15 protein-coding genes are annotated in these 17,965 nt (G+C 71.8%); 7 read left to right on the top strand and 8 right to left on the bottom strand.

Going from position 1 to position 17,965, the window contains the following annotated elements; all coding sequences use genetic code 11:
- Positions 1–328: 328 nt before the first annotated feature.
- Entirely contained in the window at positions 329–1,153 is an 825-nt protein-coding gene (locus ACLBXO_RS18505; protein WP_447686249.1) for a 2-keto-4-pentenoate hydratase, read from the top strand.
- 101 nt (positions 1,154–1,254) lie between these two features.
- Positions 1,255–1,491, top strand: coding sequence for a hypothetical protein (locus ACLBXO_RS18500; protein ID WP_331313681.1), 237 nt, complete (start codon positions 1,255–1,257; stop codon positions 1,489–1,491).
- Positions 1,492–1,518: 27 nt separating this feature from the next.
- On the opposite strand, the gene ACLBXO_RS18495 is transcribed toward ACLBXO_RS18500, so the two are convergent.
- Together ACLBXO_RS18495 and ACLBXO_RS18490 are read right to left on the bottom strand one after the other, a co-directional pair.
- Positions 1,519–2,226: a response regulator gene (locus tag ACLBXO_RS18495; RefSeq protein WP_331313682.1), complete on the bottom strand. Its 708-nt coding sequence runs from the start codon at positions 2,224–2,226 to the stop codon at positions 1,519–1,521.
- Entirely contained in the window at positions 2,223–2,750 is a 528-nt protein-coding gene (locus tag ACLBXO_RS18490; RefSeq protein WP_331313709.1) for a MarR family winged helix-turn-helix transcriptional regulator, read from the bottom strand. Before ACLBXO_RS18490 ends, ACLBXO_RS18495 begins: the two co-directional genes overlap by 4 nt.
- A 216-nt stretch (positions 2,751–2,966) precedes the next feature.
- On the opposite strand from ACLBXO_RS18490, the gene ACLBXO_RS18485 reads away from it, so the two are divergent.
- Positions 2,967–4,334, top strand: coding sequence for an 8-oxoguanine deaminase (locus tag ACLBXO_RS18485; RefSeq protein WP_447686248.1), 1,368 nt, complete (start codon positions 2,967–2,969; stop codon positions 4,332–4,334).
- A 157-nt stretch (positions 4,335–4,491) separates the two neighbouring features.
- Here the strand turns inward: ACLBXO_RS18485 and ACLBXO_RS18480 are convergent, their stop codons facing one another.
- From ACLBXO_RS18480 to ACLBXO_RS18465, 4 genes are all read right to left on the bottom strand, one after another.
- On the bottom strand, positions 4,492–6,165 hold the full coding sequence (locus tag ACLBXO_RS18480; protein ID WP_447686247.1) for a formate--tetrahydrofolate ligase: 1,674 nt from the start codon (positions 6,163–6,165) through the stop codon (positions 4,492–4,494).
- A 229-nt stretch (positions 6,166–6,394) separates the two neighbouring features.
- Positions 6,395–7,354: an OmpA family protein gene (locus ACLBXO_RS18475; protein ID WP_447686246.1), complete on the bottom strand. Its 960-nt coding sequence runs from the start codon at positions 7,352–7,354 to the stop codon at positions 6,395–6,397.
- Positions 7,355–7,561: 207 nt separating this feature from the next.
- On the bottom strand, positions 7,562–9,430 hold the full coding sequence (locus ACLBXO_RS18470) for a tetratricopeptide repeat protein (protein ID WP_331313686.1): 1,869 nt from the start codon (positions 9,428–9,430) through the stop codon (positions 7,562–7,564).
- 279 nt (positions 9,431–9,709) lie between these two features.
- Entirely contained in the window at positions 9,710–11,383 is a 1,674-nt protein-coding gene (locus ACLBXO_RS18465) for an electron transfer flavoprotein-ubiquinone oxidoreductase (RefSeq protein WP_447686245.1), read from the bottom strand.
- A gap of 237 nt (positions 11,384–11,620) precedes the next feature.
- Here ACLBXO_RS18465 and ACLBXO_RS18460 point away from each other — a divergent pair, with 237 nt between their 5' ends.
- Together ACLBXO_RS18460 and ypfJ are read left to right on the top strand one after the other, a co-directional pair.
- Positions 11,621–12,529 (top strand): uracil-DNA glycosylase, encoded by a 909-nt coding sequence (locus ACLBXO_RS18460; protein WP_447686244.1) that lies wholly within the window; start codon positions 11,621–11,623, stop codon positions 12,527–12,529.
- A gap of 143 nt (positions 12,530–12,672) precedes the next feature.
- On the top strand, positions 12,673–13,584 hold the full coding sequence (gene ypfJ, locus ACLBXO_RS18455) for a KPN_02809 family neutral zinc metallopeptidase (protein ID WP_331313688.1): 912 nt from the start codon (positions 12,673–12,675) through the stop codon (positions 13,582–13,584).
- A gap of 145 nt (positions 13,585–13,729) precedes the next feature.
- On the opposite strand, the gene ACLBXO_RS18450 is transcribed toward ypfJ, so the two are convergent.
- Positions 13,730–13,990, bottom strand: coding sequence for a hypothetical protein (locus ACLBXO_RS18450; RefSeq protein WP_020094308.1), 261 nt, complete (start codon positions 13,988–13,990; stop codon positions 13,730–13,732).
- 194 nt (positions 13,991–14,184) lie between these two features.
- On the opposite strand from ACLBXO_RS18450, the gene ACLBXO_RS18445 reads away from it, so the two are divergent.
- Entirely contained in the window at positions 14,185–15,807 is a 1,623-nt protein-coding gene (locus ACLBXO_RS18445) for an ABC-F family ATP-binding cassette domain-containing protein (RefSeq protein ID WP_331313689.1), read from the top strand.
- 197 nt (positions 15,808–16,004) lie between these two features.
- A complete protein-coding gene (locus tag ACLBXO_RS18440; RefSeq protein ID WP_331313690.1) occupies positions 16,005–16,484 on the top strand; it encodes a hypothetical protein in 480 nt (159 codons plus the stop codon).
- A 79-nt stretch (positions 16,485–16,563) separates the two neighbouring features.
- Here the strand turns inward: ACLBXO_RS18440 and mnmE are convergent, their stop codons facing one another.
- Entirely contained in the window at positions 16,564–17,889 is a 1,326-nt protein-coding gene (gene mnmE / locus ACLBXO_RS18435) for a tRNA uridine-5-carboxymethylaminomethyl(34) synthesis GTPase MnmE (protein ID WP_447686243.1), read from the bottom strand.
- Between the last annotated feature and the right edge of the window lie 76 nt (positions 17,890–17,965).

Here is a 17,965-nt window from a genome sequence, read left to right as displayed (position 1 = left end):
TATGTGCCCCTTATGACACATCATCAAGAAACGTATTTTGGTATTGATCTAATGAAAATATTCGGCGCGTCGAACCTCGGACCGACCGACACCCCGTTCTCCGGCGCGGCGCGGCCGGCCGGAACGCCCGGGACGACCGGGCAGAGAGCGTCGCCTCGGGAGCACCGCCTCGGGAGCGCCATGCTCGGCCGCGAGCCGTTGGGGTCGCCGGGCGCGCGGGGACAAATCGCGCGTTCCCGACGGGAAGGACCCCGCGTAGGATCGACGGCGCCGCGATCGACGCGGCCCGGCGCGGGTGCCGCCCCGTCGGCCCTCGCGCCGTCCGCCGATGACCGAGCCGATCTCCGCCGCGGCCCATGCCCGCACGATCCTCTCCGCGCACGAGCATCGCCGCCCGATCGCGCCGCTGACCGACTGGGATCCGACCCTCGACCTGCCGGCGGCCTACCGGGTGGCCGAGGCGGTCCGAGTCCTGCGCGGGGAGCGCGGCGAGCGGCCGGTCGGCTACAAGATCGGCTTCACCAACACGACTCTGTGGGAGCGCTACGGCGTCCGCGCGCCGATCTGGGGCCACGTCTACGACACGACCCTGCGCGATCGCGCCGCCCTGTCGGGGCCGGTCCCGCTCGCCGCCTTCGTCGAGCCGCGGATCGAGCCGGAGATCGTGTTCGGGCTGGCGCGCGCGCCCGAGCCCGGCATGGATGCCGCGGCGCTGATCGCTTGCCTCGACTGGGCGGCGAGCGGCTTCGAGATCGTGCAGTCGCTCTATCCCGGCTGGCGCTTCGCGGCGCCCGACACCGTCGCGGCCTTCGGCCTGCACGGGCTGCTGGTGGTGGGCGAGCGGGTGCGGATCGCCCCGGACGCGCGCTCGGCCTGGCTCGGCGACCTCGCGGGCTTCACCGTCGACCTGCTGCGGGACGGGGCCGTCGCCGACCGGGGCGGCGGCCGCTGCGTGCTCGGGACGGGGCCGCTCGCGGCCCTCGCGCACCTCGTCGATGCGCTGGCTAAAGATCCGGTGGCCCCACCGCTCGCGGCCGGGGCTGTCGTCACCACCGGCACGCTGACGGACCCGCTGCCCGTCGCCTCCGGCCAGCTCTGGCGCGCGCGGCTCGACGGGCTGGGGCTTCCCGGCATCGACCTTGCCCTGAGCTGAAAGGCCCGGCACGGGTTATCGTGCCGGGATCGTTCCGTTTCCCGGTCGGCTCCGAGACTCGGGCATTGGTGAAGGTTAGCCGACATGCCAAATGCTGGACCATGCCTGGACGCCCGCGGCGACGCCACACCACCTTCCTCGTCTCCGTCACCGCGGAGGGCGCCGGCCCGGCGCCCGGCGCCGCGGTCTACGCGGTGATGACGCCCAGCGCCGAGGAGGCGCTGGCGGCCGTCCGCGCCCTCGCCGACCCGTCGGCCAGCCTCGCCATCGTGGGGAGCCTGTCCACCCGGATCGCCAAGGCCCTCAAGCTGAAACCCGACGCGCCGCGGGTGATCTGAGCCGCCCGGTGCCGGACCGCACGCGGCTCAGTCGACCGCCAGCCGGTAGCCGACACCCCGCACCGTCTGCAGGAAGACCGGGTTGGCGGGATCGACCTCGGTCTTGCGGCGCAGGCGGTTGATCTGCACGTCGACGGTGCGCTCGGCCGCGGCGCCGCCCGGACCGGCGAGCTGCTCGCGCTCGACATTGGCGCCGCCCGCCGTCGCCAGGATCGTGAGGATCTCGCGCTCGCGCTCGGTGATGCGGATCAGCTCGTCGTCCCGGCGCAGCTCGCCCCGGTCGATCCGGAACGCGAACGGCCCGAAGGTCACCGCCTCCGCGGAGCCCGCGCCGGGCCGCGCGCTGCGCTTGATGATGTTGTTGAGCCGCAGCGTCAGCTCCCGCGGCTCGAACGGCTTCGGCAGGTAATCGTCCGCGCCGATCTCGAGCCCCATCACCCGGTCGTTCGGGTTGGAGCGGGCGGTGAGCATCAGGATCGGCACCCGCGAGGTCTCGCGCACGCTGCGGGCGTAGTCGAAGCCGTTCTCGCCGGGCATCATGACGTCGAGCACCATGGCGTCGAACACGACGCTCTGGGCCCGGGCGCGCGCCTCCGCGGCGCTCGCCGCCGCGGTGACCCGGAAGCCCTGATCGGTGAGGTAGCGGGCGAGCAATTCGCGCAGGCGGCGGTCGTCGTCGACCACGAGGACGTGGGGCGCCTCGTCGGGCAGGTCGGACCGGGCAGGGTGGCTCACGCGGGGTCCTCCGCGCCGACGCGCCCCTCGGCCCCACCCCCGCGCCGCGCCATCAGGCGCTGGACCGCCGGCCGGTCCTCCGGCTCGATCATCGCCATCAGGAAGTCCTCCGGGGAACCCCGGGCATCCGGCGCCGCGAGCGCCCGGGCGAGGCGGCGGGCCTGGACCCGCGTGAGGTCGGCGGCGAGCCCGGCCCCGGCCGCGGTGCAGTAGAGGAGGCGCTGGCGCCGGTCGCTGGAACCGGGCTTCTGCGCGACGTAGCCCTGCCCGATCAGGTCCTTGAGCACCCGGTTCAGGCTCTGCTTGGTGATGCGCAGGATGTCGAGGAGCTCGGCGATCGTCAGGCCCGGGTAGCGGTCGACGAAGTGCAGCACCCGGTGGTGGGCGCGGCCGAACCCGTAATCGGCCAGGATCCGGTCCGGATCGCCGACGAAATCCCGGTAGGCGAAGAACAGGAGCTCGATCAGGTCGTCGCTGCCGAGGGCGGCCGGCGCGGCGCCCGGGACGGGTTTCGGCGCGAACATCTGCTCGCGCGGGGCTGTCCGTGTCACGGCGCGGCCGCTCCCAACGGGTGATAGGTCAGTCCCCGTGACGTTTCTCAAGGCGGCCCGGGCCCGTCAACCCTGGCCGGGGCGGCCGGGGCGCCGACCGCCGCGGATCCTCAAGCGTGATCCCGCGGGATTGCCGCCGGTCCGGCACCTCCGCTACGCAGGCCCCTCGGGCGACGGGAGCGGACGCGCATGGCCGAGGCAGCTGAACCGGGACCGGGCCGCCTCTGGATCCGCGATCCCCGCGCCATCCTGGCCGCGGGCGCCGGGGGCGGGATCGTCGTGGCGGGCACCCGGATCGTCGAGTGCGTGCCGGCGGGCGCGCGGCCCGCCGCGCCCGTGGACGCGACCTTCGACGCGTCGCGCCACGTGGTCATCCCGGGGCTGATCAACACCCACCACCACGCCTTCCAGACGCTGACCCGCGCCCATCCGCTGGCGATCAACAAGCCGCTCTTCCCCTGGCTGAAGGCGCTCTACACCGTCTGGGGGCGGATCACCCCGGAGGCGTTCCGGCTCGCCACCCGGGTCGCCTTCACCGAGCTGCTGCTCTCGGGTTGCACCACGGCGGGCGACCACCACTACCTGTTCCCGAAGGGGCTGGAAGCGTCGATGGACATCCAGGTCGCGGAGGCGCGGAGCCTCGGGATCCGGGCCGCCATCACCCGCGGCTCCATGAGCCTGTCCGACCGGGAGGGCGGTCTGCCGCCCGAGAGCCTGACCCAGGACGACGACACGATCCTCGCCGATTGCGAGCGGGTGCTGAACCTGTTCCACGACCCCGACCCCGGCGCGATGGTGCAGGTCGCGCTCGCCCCCTGCTCGCCCTTCGCGGTGACCGGGCGCCTGATGCGCGAGAGCGCGGCGCTCGCGGCCCGGCACGGGTGCCGGCTGCACACCCATCTCGGCGAGACGCGGGACGAGGACGCCTACTGCCAGGAGATGTTCGGCTGCCGCCCGGTCGAGTACCTCGAAGAGGTCGGCTGGCTGAACGACCGGGTCTGGCTCGCCCACGGCATCCACTTCGACGATGCCGAGGTCGCGCGGCTCGGCAGGGCCGGCGTGGGCGTCTGCCACTGCCCGACCTCGAACATGACGCTGGCCTCCGGGCGCTGCCGCACCTGCGAGCTGGAGGCGGCGGGCGCCCCCGTGGGCCTCGGCGTCGACGGCTCGGCCTCGAACGACAGTTCGAACCTGATGGAGGGCGTGCGCCACGCCCTGATGATCAACCGGCTGACCTACGGGGCGGAGGCCGTGACGCACCTCGACGCCCTGCGCTGGGCGACCGAGGGCTCGGCCGCCTGCCTCGGCCGCTCCGATATCGGCCGGATCGCGCCGGGCCGCGAGGCGGATCTCGCCCTGTTCACCCTGGACGAGCTGCGTTTCTCCGGCGCCCACGACCCGCTGGCGGCCCTGGTCCTGTGCGGCGCCACCCGGGCCGACCGGGTGATGGTGGCGGGTCGGTGGCGGGTGGTCGACGGGCAGCCGCTCGGGGTCGATACCGGGATGCTGCGCGAGGCGCATTCCCGGCTGGCGGTGGACCTGTTCGGGGACGCGTAGGGGCGGCCCGTGATCCGACCTGCTCCGTCATCGCGAGCGCCAGCGAAGCGACCCAGGGCAGCGCGCGATCTCCGGATGCGGTGTGTCCCTGGGTTGCTTCGCTCCGCTCGCAAAGACGAGCGGCGGGACCCGCCCGTGGACGAACCCCGCGCGATCCTCAGAACAGCCCGTCGATCTGGCCGTTCGCGTCGAGGCGAATCGTGTCGGCGGCCGGCACCCGGGGCAGGCCCGGCATGGTCATGATCTCCCCGCAGATCGCCACCACGAAGCCGGCGCCGGCCGAGAGCCGGACGTCGCGCACGCCGACGATGTGGCCCTCGGGGGCGCCCATCAGGGTCGGGTCGGTGGAGAACGAGTACTGGGTCTTGGCCATGCAGATCGGCAGGTGGCCGTAGCCGTCCTTCTCGAAGGTGGCGAGCTTTCCGGCGGCCTTGGTCTCGATCTGGATGTCGGCGGCGCCGTACAGCTTGGTGGCGATCGCCCGGATCTTGTCGGTGAGGCGGCTCTCGGTCTCGTAGGCGTGGCGGATCGGCGCCGGCTCGGCCTGGCTGAGCTTCACCACCGCGCGGGCGAGGTCCTCGGCGCCGGCGCCGCCCTCGGCCCAGTGGCGGCAGGTGATCGCCTCGACGTCGAGCCGCTCGCGGCACAGCTCCTTCAGCTTGGCGTGCTCGGCGTCGGTGTCGGCGTAGAAGTGGTTGACGCCGACCACCACCGGCAGGCCGAAGCCGCGCAGGTTGGTGACGTGCCGGGCGAGGTTGGCGAAGCCCTTCTCCAGGGCGTCGATGTTCTCGGCCCCGAGGTTCTTCTTGTCGACGCCGCCGTGCATCTTGAGGGCGCGGATCGTGGCCACCACCACCACGGCCGAGGGGGTCAGGCCTGCCTGCCGGCACTTGATGTCCAAAAACTTCTCGGCGCCGAGATCGGCGCCGAAGCCCGCTTCCGTCACCGTGTAGTCGGCGAGTCGCAGGCCGGCCCGGGTCGCGATCACCGAGTTGCAGCCGTGGGCGATGTTGGCGAAGGGTCCGCCGTGGATCAGCGCCGGGTTGCCCTCGAGCGTCTGCACGAGGTTCGGCTGCAGGGCGTCCTTGAGCAGCACCGTCATGGCGCCCGTCGCCTTCACGTCCTTGAGGGTGACGAGCTTGCGGTCGCGGGTCTCGGCGATGACGATCCGGCCGAGGCGCTCCTCCAGGTCGGCCAGGTCCTTGGCGAGGCAGAACACCGCCATCACCTCGGAGGCCACCGTGATGTCGAACCCGTCCTCGCGGGGGAAGCCGTTGGCGACGCCGCCCAGCGACTGGGTGATCTGGCGCAAAGCCCGGTCGTTCATGTCGACGACGCGGCGCCAGTGGATGCGGCGCACGTCGATGTTGAGCTCGTTCGCCCAGTAGACGTGGTTGTCGATCAGCGCGGCCGCGAGGCTGTGGGCCGCCGTGATGGCGTGGAAGTCGCCGGTGAAGTGCAGGTTGATCTGCTCCATCGGCACGACCTGCGCCTTGCCGCCGCCGGCCGCGCCGCCCTTCATGCCGAAGCACGGCCCGAGCGAGGGCTCGCGCAGGCAGATCATGGTCTTCTCGCCGATCCGGTTCAGGGCGTCGCCCAGGCCCACCGTGGTGGTGGTCTTGCCCTCGCCCGCGGGCGTCGGGGAGATCGCCGTCACCAGCACGAGCTTGCCGGGCTTCCGGCTCTCCAGCCCGGCGATGTAGCCGTGGTCGATCTTGGCGATGTGCTTGCCGTAATTGTGGAGCGCGTCATCCGGGATGCCGAGCTTCTCGGCGACCTGCGCGATCGGCTTCAGGGTCGCGGCGCGGGCGATCTCGATGTCTGACGGCATGGGCCTTCCTTCCCTGGTCGCGGGCACACTGCCCGCCCGCCGGCTCTTGCCGTGCGAATCTCCTGCCGTGCGGGACGCGGCGTGGCCGCCCGCGAACGGCCACGCACTGTGCGTCAAAGCCCGCGAAAATGCGCGTCGATTTTTATGAGCTGGCGGACAAAATACTCTTGTCGCTGCCGCTGTCCCCTGCTCACGCGCTGAGCGGTCCCGGATCGGCCGCGCGCGCCGCTCAGAACTTGACCAGCTCGACGCGCCGGTTCCGCGCCCGCCCCGCCTCGCTGTCGTCGGCGGCGACCGGGCTGGCGGCGCCGAAGCCCTTGGCCCGCAGCCGGTCCCTGGCGATCCCGGCCGCGACGAGCTTCGCCATGACCGCCTTGGCGCGGCCGTCGGACAGGGTCCGGTTGTGCGCGGCGGCCCCGGTCCCGTCCGTGTAGCCGTTGATGGCGAGCCGCAGGCCGGGATCCGCCCGCAGCAGGGCCGCCACCGCGTCGATCTGCGGGGCGGAGGCCGGCAGGATCTCGGTCCTGTCGGTGGCGAAGTTGACCTGGATCACCGCCCTCCCGGTCCTGTCGAGATCCTGCTTCAGCCGCTCGGCGGGCAGGAGGGCGGCGGTCTGGACGAACGGCTTCGTCTCGAGGATCGTCCAGGCCGCGCTGTTGCTGTCGGGCACGAAATGCACCCAGACCTCCCGGTCCGGCCGGCGGATCACCCAGGTCTGGGCCGGCGCGCTGTAGACGTTGCCCAGGCCCTCGTACATCCCGATCCGGATGTCTTCCGGCAGCGTCTCCGTCACGGAGCCGGGGATCCGGCCGTCGGCGATCTTCCGGCCGCCGGCCTGCGTCAGCAGGGCCTCGATGTTCTTCTTCAGCTCGTAGGCGGAGTAGGTCTTGCCGTCCTTGGGACCGATCAGGGACTGGAAGACCTTGCCCTCGACCTCGTGGAGCGCCGCGCCGGTCCAGAACAGGAAATGCCCGAAATCCCGCGTCTCGGGCGGGTTCACCGGCTGGTAGCCGTCGGGCAGCGCGAAGTAGGGAAAGCGACCGAGCGGCGCGTCCGAGACGGGAACGGAATCGAGCGCGAAGGCCTTCGGCGCCGCCGCCGCGTCCTGCGCCCGCGCGGGATCGGCCCCGAACCCGGACGCCGCGCAGGCGAGGGCCAGCAGGATACAGACAGGCTTCAGCGCTCTCACGACGCACTCCGGAACGTTGCGGAGGCGCGACGATAGCGGGCGCGGATCGGCGGGCAATTAGGTCGCCCGACCTACGGCCTCCGGGGCATCGCGCGCGATCGCGGGAGAGCGACGCGGGCGCCCGGAGCCCGGACAATCGACATATCTCCGGGACGGCGCGGCCGGAACGGCAGCCGCACCGCCCCGAGGCGGGACCGGGCGGGAGGCCTAGCCGCCCGACTTCTTGGCCTTGTCGGCGGAGCCCGGCGCCTCGTGCGGCTGGGGCGCGCCCTTCGGGAGTTCCGGATTGTCGGGGTTGTGCGGGGCGGCGACCGGGGCCGGCACCGTCTCGGCGGTGGCGGTGGGCTTCTCGATGTCGGGCAGCCCGTCCTTCAGCTTCGCGTTGATCTGCGCGAGGTCGTCCGGCTCGGGGTTCAGGTCCTTGGCGTGCTGCCACTGGAACTTGCCCTCGAGGCGCCGGCCCGAGCGCCAGTAGGCGTCGCCGAGGTGGTCGTTGATGGTCGGATCGCCGGGCTTCAGCTCGACCGCCTTCTCCAGCTCGCGCACCGCGTCGTCCCAGCGGCCGAGGCGGTAATAGGCCCAGCCGAGGCTGTCGACGATCATGCCGTCCCGCGGGCTCGCGTCGGCGGCCTGCTGCAGCAGCTTGAACGCCTCGTCGATGTTGATGTTCTGGTCGACCCAGGAATAGCCGAGATAGTTCATCACCTGCGCCTTGGCGGCGGGCTGGTTGGCCGGCACCAGCGACAGGGCCTTCTTCAGGTCGGCCTCGGCCTTCGGCCACTGCTTGGCGCGCTCGTAGGCGGTGCCGCGGAAATAGTAGGTCGTCCAGTAATTGGCCTGCGGCCGGTCGCCGATCAGGTCGATGGCGCGGGTGTAGGTGGCCGCCGCCTCCTCGTACTTCTTGCGGGCGCGCTGGACGTTGCCCAGCGCCGTGATGACGTCGATGTCGTCCGGGTGGGCCTTCATCGCCGCGTCGAGATGGGCGAGCGCCTCGTCGCCCTTGCCCATCTGCTCCAGGTTCAGGCCGATCTGGATGTCGGCGTTGAGCTTGAGCGGGGAATTGGCGGGGATCTGCGCGTAGGCCTCGTTGGCGCGCTCGGGCTGCTTCATCCGGTCCAGCGTGTCGGCGAGCGTCAGCCGGGCCAGCGCGTGGTCGGGGGCGAGGTAGAGGGCGAGCCGCAGGTAGATCACCGCGGGCAGCTCGTCGCCCTGCGTCGAGCCGGCCGAGCCCAGCCCGTACAGCACCTCGGCGGCGCCCTCCTGGGCGGTGCCGATCAGCCGGGTGAGCGGCTTGCCCGCCTTCAGCTTCTCGAGGGCGTCGCGCACCAGCGGGTGGCGCGGCGAGAGCTGGTCGAAGTCGGAATAGGCCTGGATCGCCAGGTCGGTGCGGCCGAGGCTGGCCTCCATCCGGGCGTAGGCGTCGACGATCCGCAGGGTGTTGTGGTCGGCGTCGTAGGCGGCCTTGAGGCGGCGCTCGGCCTCGGCGTTGTCGCCGGTCACCGACGCGATCAGGCCGGCGTGGTAGTCCCGGAAGGTGTTGTAGTAGCGCTCGCCCCGGAGCTTGTTGACCGTCTCCAGCGCCTTCTTGCCGTCGCCGGCGCCCGCGTAGGACCAGGCGGTGAGCAGCGTCGCGGTCAGGTCCGTGGCGGCACCCCGGCCGCTCCGGGAAAAGTTCTGGCGGGCGGCGGCCCACTGGCCGGCCTTGATCTGGCGCACCCCGAGGGAGAGGTTGGCCAGCCCGTTGGTCGGATCGCGGGCGATCAGCTTCTCGGCGGTGCGGAACGCGTCCGGCAGGGCCCCGTCGGCCAGCAGCGAGATGAAGGCGCGCTCGACGAGTTCCGCGTTGCGCGGGTCGGCCTTCACAGCCTCGCGGTAGAAGGTCGCCGCCGCCGCCGTGTCCCGCGACGCGCCCGCGATGTAGGCGGAGAGGAAGTTGCCCTCGAGCGAGTCCGCGGGCTCGTAGTCGAGCAGCGGAGTCGACTCCTTCGGCTGCGCGGCGAGCACGGTCTGCGGAAGCCCGGCAGCGAGCAGCAGGGCGAGCGCCGAAACGCTCCGGCGGGCGCGTGTCATCATCATGAACCGATCGCGGCTCCTGGGCGCCGGCCCGTCGGGGGCCGGGCGCGAGAATGGCGGGGCATCCCCGAAAAAACGTTGGGGACACTGAACCCATCCCGCCAGCCCCGCAAGGCGAAAGGATGGCGCGGGGGTTGAGGCCGGGTTGGTCGGCCGTCCCGTCATCGCGAGCGCAGCGAAGCGACCCAGGGCGGCGGGACGTCTGCCCACGGAGCGGTTCACCGGATTGCTTCGCTGCGCTCGCAACGACGTGAGCCTCGGCTCCTCGGCCGAGAGCAATCCTCACATGTTCGGGTAGTTCGGCCCGCCCGGACCCTCCGGCGTCACCCAGTCGATGTTCTGGTTCGGATCCTTGATGTCGCAGGTCTTGCAGTGGACGCAGTTCTGGGCGTTGATCTGGTAGCGCACGCCGTCGCTGGCGGCGGCGTCCTCCACCCACTCGTAGACGCCGGCCGGGCAGTAGCGGCCCGAGGGCCCGCCGTAGACGTCGTGCTCGGAGCGCTTCTGCAGCTCCAGGTCGCGGACCTTGAGGTGGGGCGGCTGGTCCTCCTCGTGGTTGGTGTTCGACAGGTAGACCGAGGACAGCCGGTCGAAGGTCAGCTTGCCGTCGGGCTTCGGGTAGACGATCGGCGTCACCTCCGAGAGCGGCTTGAGGCAGGCGTGGTCCGGCTTGCCGTGGGACAGCGTGCCGAACGGCGAGGCGCCGAGGATGCTGGTCGCCCACATGTCGATCCCGCCGAGCCCGACGCCGACCAGCGTGCCGTACTTGGACCAGAGCGGCTTGACGTTGCGCACCGCCTTCAGGTCCTGCCCGATCGGGCTGTCGCGCCAGCCGGCCTCGTAGGCGGTGAGCTCGTCGCCCGCGCGGCCGGCCTTCAGGGCGTCCGCGATGGCGTCGGCCGCCTGCATGCCGGACAGGATCGCGTTGTGCGAACCCTTGATCCGCGGCACGTTCACGAAGCCCGCCGAGCAGCCGACGAGGCAGCCGCCCGGGAAGACCAGCTTCGGCACCGATTGCCAGCCGCCCTCCATGATGGCCCGCGCGCCGTAGCCGATCCGCTTGGCGCCCTCGAAGGTCTCGGCGATCATCGGGTGGGTCTTGAAGCGCTGGAACTCCTCGAACGGCGACAGGGTCGGGTTCTCGTAGTTCAGGTGCGTGACGAAGCCGACCGAGAGCAGATGGTCGTCGAAGTGGTAGAGCCATGAGCCGCCGCCGGCCTTGTTGGGCAGGGGCCAGCCCATCGTGTGCTGCACGAGGCCGGGCTCGAACTTGCCGGGGGCGAGCTGCCACAGCTCCTTCACGCCGAGCCCGTACTTGAAGTGGTCGCTGTGGCGATTGAGTTCGAAGCGCCGGATCAGCCCCTTGGTCAGGTTGCCCCGGGCGCCCTCGCCGAACACCGTGTACTTGCCGCGCAATTCCATGCCGCGGGTGTAGTCGTCGCGCGGCTCGCCGGACCGGCCGATGCCGAGATCGCCGGTGGCGATGCCCGCCACGGCGCCATTGGCGTCGAAAAGCACCTCGGAGGCCGGGAAGCCCGGATAGATCTCGACGCCGAGCGCCTCGGCCTGGGCGCCCAGGTACTTGCACGTGTTCGAGAGCGAGCCGACGAAGTTGCCGTGGTTCGACATGAGCTTGGGGAAGAACAGGTTCGGCAGGGTGATGCCGCTGTTCTTGGTGAGCATCATGAACTCGTCGCGCTGGACCTCGGTCTTGAGCGGCCGCTCGGGGTCGGTGCGCCACTCGGGCAGGAGCCGGTCAAGGCCGATCGGGTCGATCACCGCCCCCGACAGGATATGGGCGCCGACCTCCGAGCCCTTCTCGACGACGACGACCGAGATCTCCTCGCCGATCTCGGCGGCGCGCTGCTTCAGGCGGATCGCGGTGGCGAGGCCGGCCGGGCCGGCGCCCACCACGACCACGTCGAAATCCATGCTCTCGCGTTCGGGCAGCGCCATCCTCGGGTTCCTTTTCTTGTTCCGGCGCCCGGTTCGTCGCCGGGCCGGCCTTCCTGATGCCGTCTCAAGCGATTCCAAGCTAGAAAGGCAAGTTGCCGACGCTCAAGCTCAAGGCAAAGTTCCCTTCGCCGCAGGGGACGGCGTCACAGCGCTGCGCCGCGCCGCGCTGTTCGGTCACGCAAGTCCTTGCCGCCCGGTGCGATTCGGCGCGTTGTCCACAGGCCCCGGCGATCCCACATGCTGAGTCCCATGCCGAGCCCCACCGACGCGCAAGCCGACCTGATCGCCTATCTCGACTTCCACGTGGAGGCCGGGGCCGACGCGGCGCTCGATGAGCACCCGCACGACCGCTTCAACGAGGCCGACGCGCCCGCGCCCACCCTGCGCGCGCCGCGCCGGGCGCCACCCCGGGCCGCCGCCGAGCAGCCCGTCAGCCCGGTCGCCAACACGCTCGTTCCCCCGCCCGGATCGCCGCCCCCGGGCATGGCCGCGCCCGCCGCGGCACCGCGCACCTTCGGCCGCGCTGCCAGCGCCCAGCCCGACGAGGCCGCGAGCGACGCCCGCGCCCGGGCGCGGCAGGCCAAGTCGCTCGACGAGCTCGAGCGGATTCTCGCGGATTTCGACGCCTGCCCGCTGCGCTTCACGGCCAAGAACCTCGTCTTCGCCGACGGCAGTCCCGAGGCGCGGGTGATGTTTCTCGGCGAGGCGCCCGGCGCCGACGAGGACCGGATCGGCAAGCCGTTCATGGGCCGCTCGGGCCAGCTCCTCGACAAGATGATGAAGGCGGTCGGGCTCGACCGGACGAGCGCTTATATCGGCAACATCGTGCCCTGGCGGCCGCCCGGCAACCGCAACCCGACTCCCCAGGAGGTGGCGGTGTGCCGGCCGTTCGTGGAGCGCCAGATCGAGCTCGTCGACCCGGACATCATCGTCTGCCTCGGCGCGCCCGCGACCCAGACGCTGACCGGCACCAAGGACGGCATCCTGCGGACCCGCGGCCGCCTCTTCCCGTACAAGTTGCCGAATCGCGAGGTGAAGCTGCTCGCCACGCTCCACCCGGCCTTCCTGCTGCGCCAGCCAGTGCAGAAGCGGCTGGCCTGGCGGGATTTCCGGTCCCTGCGCGCCCTCCTCGACGGGAAAGCTTGACCGGAGTGACGGAACCGGCTCTCCCCTCCCGTCATTAGAGCTTCGTTCCCGCTGCTGGCGCGCCAACGGCCGGACACGACGACGCACAGCAAACCGTGGGCTGCCCGGGGCGGCCGGCGCAGCATCGATGGCGGGACCCAACCATGCGCTGGGAAGATCTACGCAGCTCGGACAACGTCGAGGATCGGCGCGGTGAAGGGGGCGGCGGTGGCGGCATGGGGTTTCCCGGCGGCGGTGCCGGCGGGCTCGGCATCGGCACCATCGTGGTTCTGCTGATCATCAGCTACTTCACGGGCATCAACCCGGCGATCCTGATCGGCGGCGCCCAGCAGATCGGCGGCGGCGGCCGCGGCCAGCAGGAGCAGGTCGACCCGCAGACCCAGGCCAAGCGGCGGCAGGCGCCCACCGACGAGAGCGGCCGGTTCGCCTCGAAGATCCTCGGCAACACCGAGGACGTGTGGAGCCAGATCCTGCCGCAGCAGACCGGCAAGCAGTACACCCCGACGACGCTGGTGCTCTACACCGGCGGCACGCGCTCCGGGTGCGGTTCGGCCCAGGCCGCGATGGGCCCGTTCTACTGCCCGCTGGACAAGAAGGTCTATCTCGACACCGGCTTCTTCAAGGAGATGGCCTCGAAGTTCGGCGTGAAGGGCGACTTCGCCTACGCGTACGTGATCGCCCACGAGGTCGGCCACCACGTCCAGGACGTGCTCGGCATCCTCGGCAAGGTCCAGGCGCGCCAGCAGCAGGCCTCCAGCAAGACCGAGGCGAACGCCCTCTCGGTGCGGATCGAGCTGATGGCCGACTGCCTCGCCGGCGTCTGGGCCAAGAACTCCAACGACAAGTACGCAGAGCTCGAGCAGGGCGACATCGACGAGGCGCTGAACGCCGCCGCGCAGATCGGCGACGACGCGCTGCAGCAGCGCTCGCGGGGCTACGTGGTGCCGGATTCCTTCACCCACGGCTCCTCGGCCCAGCGCCAGCGCTGGTTCATGGCCGGCTACAAGAGCGGCCAGACCAAGGCCTGCGACACGTTCCGGACGGCCAACAACTGAAGGCGGACTCGGGCCTCACGAGCCGCCCCCGTCATCGTGAGCGCAGCGAGGCGACCCGGGGCAGCGTGACGTCACCGGATGGGGCGCCGCTGGATCGCTTCGCTGCGCTCGCAAGGACGCCGCGGTGAGATGCGGCGGGCGCGCCTCACCCCCGGCTCAGCCGCCGCGCGTTGGCCTGGACCTTACGCCGGTAGCTGCGGATCACCTTGCCGTTCGAGGCGCCCGCGGCGAGCATGAGCGCCGCCTCGCCGGCGGCCAGCATCTTCTCGGTCACCATGAGCTGCGCCTCGGCCTGGGCCGCCGGGCCGCCGAGGGCGAACATCGCCATGCGCTGCGCGATCACGCCCTGCGCCTCCAGCCCCAGCATGGCCATGTCCATGCCCGTCATCCACCAACCGAACAGCATCGCGATCCTCATGTTGCCCAGGGCAACGGCCGAGCCTCATCCCGGGTCCCGGGATGCGCCCAGGCCTGCGCCGGACGCAAGCGTTATCCCGCACTGCGGCACCCTGCCTTTGCGCCGCGTCGGTCGATGCCGTAAGCGGCCGGGACACTCCCGGACACCTTCCGGACAGCGACCTCCCGGACAGCGCCCGCCCCATGATACGCCTCGACAAGATCACCAAGCAGAACGGGCGGCAGCTCGTCTTCATCGAGGCCTCGGCCGCCCTGCAGCGCGGCGAGAAGGTCGGCCTGGTCGGCCCGAACGGGGCCGGCAAGACCACCCTGTTCCGGATGATCATCGGCCAGGAGCAGCCCGACGAGGGGCAGGTCGCCGCCGACCGGGGCATCACCATCGGCTATTTCAGCCAGGATGTCGGCGAGATGTCGGGCCGCAGCGTCGTCACCGAGGTGATGGACGGCGCCGGCCCGGTGAGCGCGGTCGCGGCCGAGCTCGCCGAGCTCGGCGCGGCGCTCGCCGACCCGGACCGCGCCGACGAGATGGACGCCCTGGTCGAGCGCTACGGCGAGGTCCAGGCCCGGTTCGAGGAGCTCGACGGCTACGCCCTGGAGGGCCGGGCCCGCGAGGTGCTCGACGGGCTGAGCTTCAGCCAGGAGATGATGGACGGCGACGTCGGCGCCCTCTCGGGCGGCTGGAAGATGCGCGTCGCGCTGGCCCGCATCCTGCTGATGCGCCCGGACGTGATGCTCCTCGACGAGCCGTCCAACCACCTCGACATCGAGAGCCTGATCTGGCTCGAATCGTTCCTGAAGGCCTATGACGGCGCCCTGCTGATGACCTCGCACGACCGCGAGTTCATGAACCGCATCGTCACGAAGATCATCGAGATCGACGCCGGCGCGCTCACCACCTACTCGGGCGACTACGCCTTCTACGAGGGCCAGCGGAAGCTGAACGAGGCGCAGGCCCAGGCGCAGTACGAGCGCCAGCAGGCGATGCTGGCGAAGGAGATCGCCTTCATCGAGCGGTTCAAGGCGCGGGCCTCCCACGCCGCCCAGGTGCAGAGCCGGGTGAAGAAGCTCGACAAGATCGAGCGCGTCGAGCCGCCCCGGCGTCGGCAATCGGTGGCCTTCGAGTTCCAGCCGGCGCCCCGCTCGGGCGACGACGTCGTGATGCTCAAGGGCGTGAACAAGCGCTACGGCAGCCGCACGATCTACGAGGGCCTCGACTTCTCGGTGCGGCGCAAGGAGCGCTGGTGCGTCATGGGCATCAACGGCGCCGGCAAGTCGACGCTCCTGAAGCTCGTCACCGGCACCACCGCGCCCGACGACGGCTCGGTCACGGTCGGCGGCAGCGTGAAGCTCGGCTACTTCGCCCAGCACGCCATGGACCTCCTCGACGGCGACCGCACGGTGTTCCAGACCCTGGAGGATTCCTTCCCGCAGGCCGGCCAGGGGTCGCTGCGGGCGCTGGCCGGCTGCTTCGGCTTCTCGGGCGACGACGTCGAGAAGCGCTGCCGGGTGCTCTCGGGCGGCGAGAAGGCCCGGCTGGTCATGGCGCTGATGCTCTACGACCCGCCGAACTTCCTGGTGCTCGACGAGCCGACCAACCACCTCGACATGGGCACCAAGGAGATGCTGATCGAGGCGCTCGCCAATTACGAGGGGACGATGCTGTTCGTGTCCCACGATCGGCACTTCCTGGCCGCCCTCTCGAACCGCGTCCTCGAGGTCACGCCGGAGGGCATCCACCAGTACGGCGGCGGCTACACCGAGTACGTGGCCCGCACCGGCCAGGAGGCGCCGGGCCTGCGGAGCTGAGGCGCCGCTCGCCATCGCGGGGGCAGCGCAGCGACCCCGGGGCAGCGCGCCCGCGGGAAGCGTGGCGCACCTGGATCGCGTCGCCGCGCGCGCGAGGAGGGCGGAGCGTTCCGGCCGGAAGCCCTGCGACCGGCGCGCCGCTATCGCCCCCCGTTGCCCCGCGCTAGGCTGCGCCGAAACGGCCCGGGTGAGACGCCGTGCGACGCCTGCTGAAGTTCCTCCACACGATGGGGTCCGCGGGGCTGCTGGGGGCCATGGCGTCCCTGGTCGTCATGCTGAGCCTGTCGCCCGCGCCGTCCGCCCTGGCGGGCTACGCGGCGACGCGGGGCGCGATGGGCGCCGTCGCCACATGGATCTTCCTGCCCGCCCTGGCGGTGACGCTGATGTCGGGCCTGCTGGCGATGGCGCTGAACCGCGCCTTCCTCAACGCCGGCTGGGCGTGGGTGAAGCTCGCCACCGGCGTCCTGATGTTCGAGGGCGGGCTGGTCTACGTCCAGGGCCCGATGAAGCAGGAGGCGGAGCAGAGCGCCCGCGCGCTGGCGGGCCTCGTCGATCCCGCGGGGCTGGCCGTCTCGCTGACCGGCGAGCGCGGCACCCTCTGGGTCCTGCTGGCGGTCGCGACCGCGAACGTGGCGCTCGGGATCTGGCGGCCGCGGATCCTGCGGATCCCCCGGTAGTGCCGCCGCACGGGACCGGGGGGCGGGCGACGGTCCCGCGCCCGGCCGGCCCTCAGGCAATGAGTTGACAGCTACAGACCTACTTCCCGATACAGAACCCGCTGAACAGCCGGTCGAGGACGTCTTCGACGCCGACATGGCCCGCGACTTCGCCCAGGGCCCGCACCGCGAGCCGCAGATCCTCGGCGGCCAGCTCCGGGAGACCGCCGGCACTGCCCGAGACCCGGTCGAGCTGCGCCACGCAGACCTCCAGCGCGGCCCTGTGCCGGGCCCGGGTGATCAGCGCGTCTCCGGTGCCGAGACCGTCCACGGCCGCGGCCTGGATGGCGTCGAGCAGGGCGCCCATGCCCGCCCCCGTATGGGCCGAGACCGTCACGTCGGCCCGGTCTCCCACCTGTTCTGAGCCGGCAAAGAGATCGGCTTTGGTCTGGACGATCAGGACCGGCGCGCGCGCCGGCCCGAGATCCGGAACCGCGCCGCCGGGGGGCACGAGCGCGACCACGAGATCGGCCGCGTCGATCCGCGCCCGCGTCCGCACGATGCCCTGCGCCTCGATCGGTTCCGCGGTGTCGCGGAGCCCGGCGGTGTCGACCAGGAGGACCGGCAGGCCGCCGAGGTCGAGCCGCACCTCGATCGCGTCGCGGGTCGTCCCCGGGCTGTCCGACACGATGGCCACGTCCCGCCGGCTCAGCGCGTTCAGCAGGGTCGATTTCCCGCTGTTGGGGGCCCCCGCCAGGACAACGGTGAATCCTTCGCGCAGGCGCTCGCCGCGCTGGCCGTCGCGCAGCGCCGCGGCGACCGCGTCGCGCAGGCGCGCGGCGCGGTCGAACAGCGCCGCGTCGAGGCCGGCATCGTCCACGTCCCCCTCGTCGGCGAAGTCCAGCGCGGCCTCGGCGGCGGCGAGGCAGTCGATCGCCTCCGCGCGCCACGCGGCCACCTGCCGGCTGAGCGCGCCGTCGAGCTGGCGCAGGGCCTGCCGGCGCTGGCCGTCGGTCTCGGCGTCGATCAGGTCGGCCACGGCCTCCGCCTCGGCGAGGTCCATCCGTCCGTTGAGGATCGCCCGCCGCGTGAACGCCCCGGGCTCGGCGGCCCGGCAGCCGGGAAGGCAGGCGAGGGTGGCGAGGACGCGCATCCGCACGGCCGCGCCGCCGTGCAGGTGCAGCTCGCCCATATCCTCGCCGCTGTAAGTGTCCGGCCCCGGAAACCACGCCACCAGCGCCCGGTCGAGCTCGGTGCCGTCGCGTGGATCCCGGAGGCGCCGCAGCGACAGCCGGCGCGGCGGCGGCAGGCGCCCGCCCAGGGCGACGAGCGCGTCGCGCGCGGCCGGGCCGCTGATGCGGATCACCGCGACGGCGGCCCGTCCGAAGCCGCTGGCCGGCGCGAAGAGCGTGTCGGTGTCGGTCATGATCCCACAGGGCCGCGCGGAGGAGCGGAGTTTCACGTGAAACACGCGTGGCCGCCCTATACCATCCCGACGTCGC

The sequence above is a fragment of the Methylobacterium sp. C33D genome (assembly GCF_053345825.1).
Note: the sequence above shows the minus strand (reverse complement) of the source record. Positions and strands in the feature narration are given on the sequence as shown.

Coding starts and splice junctions, on each gene's coding strand:
- ACLBXO_RS18505 (WP_447686249.1), top strand. CDS start 329: ATGACCGAGCCGATCTCCGCCGCGGCCCATGCCCGCACGATCCTCTCC.
- ACLBXO_RS18500 (WP_331313681.1), top strand. CDS start 1,255: ATGCCTGGACGCCCGCGGCGACGCCACACCACCTTCCTCGTCTCCGTC.
- ACLBXO_RS18490 (WP_331313709.1), bottom strand. CDS start 2,750: ATGTTCGCGCCGAAACCCGTCCCGGGCGCCGCGCCGGCCGCCCTCGGC.
- ACLBXO_RS18485 (WP_447686248.1), top strand. CDS start 2,967: ATGGCCGAGGCAGCTGAACCGGGACCGGGCCGCCTCTGGATCCGCGAT.
- ACLBXO_RS18480 (WP_447686247.1), bottom strand. CDS start 6,165: ATGCCGTCAGACATCGAGATCGCCCGCGCCGCGACCCTGAAGCCGATC.
- ACLBXO_RS18470 (WP_331313686.1), bottom strand. CDS start 9,430: ATGATGATGACACGCGCCCGCCGGAGCGTTTCGGCGCTCGCCCTGCTG.
- ACLBXO_RS18465 (WP_447686245.1), bottom strand. CDS start 11,383: ATGGCGCTGCCCGAACGCGAGAGCATGGATTTCGACGTGGTCGTGGTG.
- ACLBXO_RS18460 (WP_447686244.1), top strand. CDS start 11,621: ATGCTGAGTCCCATGCCGAGCCCCACCGACGCGCAAGCCGACCTGATC.
- ypfJ (WP_331313688.1), top strand. CDS start 12,673: ATGCGCTGGGAAGATCTACGCAGCTCGGACAACGTCGAGGATCGGCGC.
- ACLBXO_RS18450 (WP_020094308.1), bottom strand. CDS start 13,990: ATGCTGTTCGGTTGGTGGATGACGGGCATGGACATGGCCATGCTGGGG.
- ACLBXO_RS18445 (WP_331313689.1), top strand. CDS start 14,185: ATGATACGCCTCGACAAGATCACCAAGCAGAACGGGCGGCAGCTCGTC.
- mnmE (WP_447686243.1), bottom strand. CDS start 17,889: ATGACCGACACCGACACGCTCTTCGCGCCGGCCAGCGGCTTCGGACGG.